Source organism: Hydrogenivirga sp. 128-5-R1-1, from assembly GCF_000171895.1.
This window is the reverse complement of the sequence record NZ_ABHJ01000074.1, coordinates 1-3,357: the sequence shown is the minus strand read 5'-3', so window position 1 is coordinate 3,357 and position 3,357 is coordinate 1. Positions and strand designations below refer to the sequence as shown.

Annotated in this window: 6 protein-coding genes; 1 reads left to right on the top strand and 5 read right to left on the bottom strand. The window is 32.5% G+C overall.

Translation table 11 applies throughout. The features are described 5' to 3' along the window. The 5 genes from HG1285_RS05220 to ahcY form a co-directional block, all read right to left on the bottom strand. The coding region (locus HG1285_RS05220) for a dihydroxy-acid dehydratase (RefSeq protein ID WP_008288448.1) at window positions 1–836 on the bottom strand (836 nt) is incomplete at its 3' end. A gap of 56 nt (window positions 837–892) precedes the next feature. Next, on the bottom strand, window positions 893–1,126 hold the full coding sequence (locus tag HG1285_RS05225) for a DUF465 domain-containing protein (RefSeq protein ID WP_008288447.1): 234 nt from the start codon (window positions 1,124–1,126) through the stop codon (window positions 893–895). Then, on the bottom strand, window positions 1,123–1,536 hold the full coding sequence (locus HG1285_RS05230) for an HI0074 family nucleotidyltransferase substrate-binding subunit (RefSeq protein ID WP_008288446.1): 414 nt from the start codon (window positions 1,534–1,536) through the stop codon (window positions 1,123–1,125). The genes HG1285_RS05225 and HG1285_RS05230 overlap by 4 nt, the downstream gene beginning before the upstream one ends. After that, window positions 1,473–1,823 carry a nucleotidyltransferase domain-containing protein gene (locus HG1285_RS05235; protein WP_157560652.1) on the bottom strand — a complete coding sequence of 117 codons (351 nt, stop codon included), beginning with the start codon at window positions 1,821–1,823 and terminating at the stop codon, window positions 1,473–1,475. Before HG1285_RS05235 ends, HG1285_RS05230 begins: the two co-directional genes overlap by 64 nt. A gap of 10 nt (window positions 1,824–1,833) precedes the next feature. Further along, window positions 1,834–3,090, bottom strand: a complete 1,257-nt coding sequence (ahcY, locus tag HG1285_RS05240) for an adenosylhomocysteinase (protein ID WP_032496853.1) — start codon at window positions 3,088–3,090, stop codon at window positions 1,834–1,836. 116 nt (window positions 3,091–3,206) lie between these two features. Between ahcY and HG1285_RS20520 the strand changes: the two genes are divergently transcribed. Then, window positions 3,207–3,357 (top strand): peptidylprolyl isomerase (locus tag HG1285_RS20520; RefSeq protein ID WP_255347755.1); only part of this gene is annotated, 151 nt, incomplete at its 3' end.

Sequence of the window (3,357 nt, the reverse complement as noted above, 5' to 3'; positions counted from 1 at the left end):
GCTATTGCAAGAAGGTGGAGTACTGTATTTGATGAGCCTCCCATTGCTATATCAAGAGTAAAAGCATTTTCTATAGTTTGCTTATTAACTATATCTCTAAATTTTAAATCAGCCTCTACAAGTTTTACTATTTGTCTTCCTGCCTGTTTTGCAAGTTCCTGTCTTCTTGGGTCAGTTGCTAAAATACTTCCATTGCCTGGAAGGGCTATACCAAGAGCTTCAGAAAGACAGTTCATTGAATTTGCAGTAAACATACCGGAACATGAACCACATGTAGGACAAGCCTGTTGTTCTATTTCTTGAAGCTGTTCTTTTGTCATCAACCCTCTTTGAACTGCCCCAACGGCTTCAAAAGCAGTAGAAAGGTCTATAGATTGACCTGTAGATGTATGTCCTGCTGCCATAGGTCCACCAGATACAAATATTGTTGGTATGTTTAATCTGGCAGCAGCCATAATCATCCCAGGAACAATCTTATCACAATTAGGTATGCAAACAAGACCATCAAGTTTATGGGCTTCAACTACTGTTTCAACACTATCAGCAATAAGTTCCCTGCTTGGAAGAGAATAATGCATTCCAGAATGACCCATTGCTATTCCATCATCAACACCTATTACATTAAATTCAAATGGAACACCACCAGCTTCTCTAATAGCTTCTTTAACTATTTGGGCAAATTCTCTTAAATGTACATGTCCAGGAATAATATCTATATAGGAGTTTGCAACTCCAATAAATGGTTTACCAAAATCTTCTTCTGATAATCCACATGCTCTAAATAAACTTCTGTGTGGAGCTCTTTCCACTCCTTTTTTAACTACATCACTTCTCATTAAACATACTCCTTAATACAAATAAATCTTATTAAAAATATTATAAGTCATTTAAATCAAGCTGCCTGTTCGTTTTGCTCTATAAATTCTTTTATCCTAACTTCCATTAAATCTTTTAAATAAAGTTTTCTTCTTTTTAGCCTTTCTTCTTCAGCTTCAACTTCAGGGTCAGGGGGAAAATGTTTATCAAGTTTATGAACTTTCCATTTTAACTCTTCATGTTCTTCATACCATTCTTTGAACTGTGGGTCTGTTTCTAACAATTTTTGAATTGCTTCTTCTCTTGTCATGGCAAATCCTCCTGTCTTAGTTTATTTAATATTTCCTGAAAAACAGGAATTACAACTTTTTCTAAATTATCGTATATAAACTTTGCAGTTTGAAAATCATATATATGAACCACTTCATTTCTCAATCTTATAATTTTAGGTACATGTTCTTCGTATTTTGGGTTTAACTTAGCAATTTTATAAAATTCTTTAAAACATCTTAAAGGTGAATTGCATTCAATACCTTGCTTTTGTAAATAAAGTTTTAAAGTTTTCCATAATGTTTCAAATGTATATTCAAATCTTTTAGCTGCAACTTCGTATAATATCTCTTCGTCTAATTCATCTTTTAAATTCTCTATTTCTTTTAATTTTTCAAAAGCTCTTTTTGTTTGGTCAAGTTTTTTAAGAAATCTTTCCCTATATGCCATATAACAGCTCCCTTTAAAGCAAACTCTAAAAAATCTAAATCTACCCTTGAAAAATCCACAAGGTCTATAATACGCGCAGTATCCACATTTAAATTAAGATTTTCCTTTAATTTTAAAAATGTTTCATCATCTATAGGCTCTAAAGAAAAAATACCTATATCTATATCAGAATATGGAGTATCTTCTCCTAAAGCCGCTGAGCCAAAAAGAACTATACAAATTTTATCTTTATCCAGAAGCTTGAAAATTTCATTTATTATCTGTTTTTTTATCTTTTCCTTTACCATACTTTTAATATTAAGTCCCATGCTGCCAGCTGGCAAGGTATTCTTTTTGCTCAGGTGTAAGCTCATCTATTTTTATACCCATAGCATTTAGCTTAAGTCTTGCAACTTCAAAATCAAGTTCATCTGGTACTTTGTAAACTTTTGGCTCTAATTTATCCTTATTTTTTACCAAATACTCTGCTGATAAAGCTTGATTTGCAAAAGACATATCCATAACTTGAGCAGGGTGCCCTTCTGCAGCAGCAAGATTTACAAGTCTTCCTTCTGCAAGTATATAGATTTTTCTTCCATCTTGTAGTGTATATTCGTCAACATTTTCTCTTATTTTTCTTTTTGAAACAGACATTTTTTCAAGTTCTTTTATATTAATTTCTACGTCAAAATGACCAGAGTTTGAAACAATACAGCCATCTTTCATAACTTCAAAATGATGTTTATCTACAACATTTATATTTCCTGTTACTGTAACGATAAAATCAGCCTCCTTTACTGCTTCAACCATAGGCATTACTCTAAATCCATCCATCCTTGCTTCCAATGCTTTTAGCGGGTCAACTTCTGTTACAATTACATTTGCTCCCATTCCTTTTGCCCTCATGGCGACACCTTTTCCACACCAGCCGTATCCAGCAACTACAAAATTTGAACCTGCAAGAAGTCTGTTAGTTGCCCTTAATATACCATCTATTGTGGACTGACCTGTTCCATATCTGTTATCAAAAAGATGTTTTGTATATGCATCATTTACAGCAATAACTGGGAATTTTAAAACTCCATCTTTCTCCATTGCTTTAAATCTAATAACGCCTGTTGTTGTTTCCTCTGTCCCACCAATTATATTATTTATTAACTCCTGTCTTTCTTGATGTAAAGTAGATATTAAATCTCCACCGTCATCCATTGTAATATTAGGCTTTTTATCTAAAACAGCATAAAGATGTTTGTAATATGTATCCCTATCTTCCCCATGTATTGCAAATGTAGGAATTTCATACTCTTTTACAAGAGCTGCAGCGACATCATCTTGAGTTGAAAGTGGATTAGACGCAGTTAAATAAACATCTGCTCCGCCTGCTTTTAAAGTTATCATTAGATTTGCAGTTTCTGTTGTTACATGAAGACAGGCAGCTATTGTCAAATCTTTTAGAGGTTTTTCTTTCTCAAATCTTTTTCTAATTTGCCTTAAAACAGGCATATCTTTTTCTGCCCACTGTATACGAAGTTTTCCTTTTTCTGCCAAAGATAAATCTTTAACGTGATACTCCATAATAACTCCTTTATGGTAAAATTTTGAGTTTAAATTATAACTTATTTTTAGCTCTTGAAAAAATGTTGCTTCAAGATAAAAATATTTTATTAAAGTAAACTTTACGAGGTAAAAATTTGATAGAAAAGGAAAATCCAGTAGTTGAAGTAAAAACTGATTTAGGCAGTTTTTATATTGAGCTTTTCCCAGATAAAGCTCCAATAACAGTAGGAAATTTTTTGAAATATGTTGAAGATAGATTTTATGATGGTTTGATTTTTCATAGAA

Bases quoted from the DNA above. Each gene is read 5' to 3' on its own strand.
- HG1285_RS05235 (WP_157560652.1), bottom strand. From the start codon at position 1,823: ATGGTAAAGGAAAAGATAAAAAAACAGATAATAAATGAAATTTTCAAG.
- HG1285_RS05225 (WP_008288447.1), bottom strand. From the start codon at position 1,126: ATGACAAGAGAAGAAGCAATTCAAAAATTGTTAGAAACAGACCCACAG.
- ahcY (WP_032496853.1), bottom strand. From the start codon at position 3,090: ATGGAGTATCACGTTAAAGATTTATCTTTGGCAGAAAAAGGAAAACTT.
- HG1285_RS05230 (WP_008288446.1), bottom strand. From the start codon at position 1,536: ATGGCATATAGGGAAAGATTTCTTAAAAAACTTGACCAAACAAAAAGA.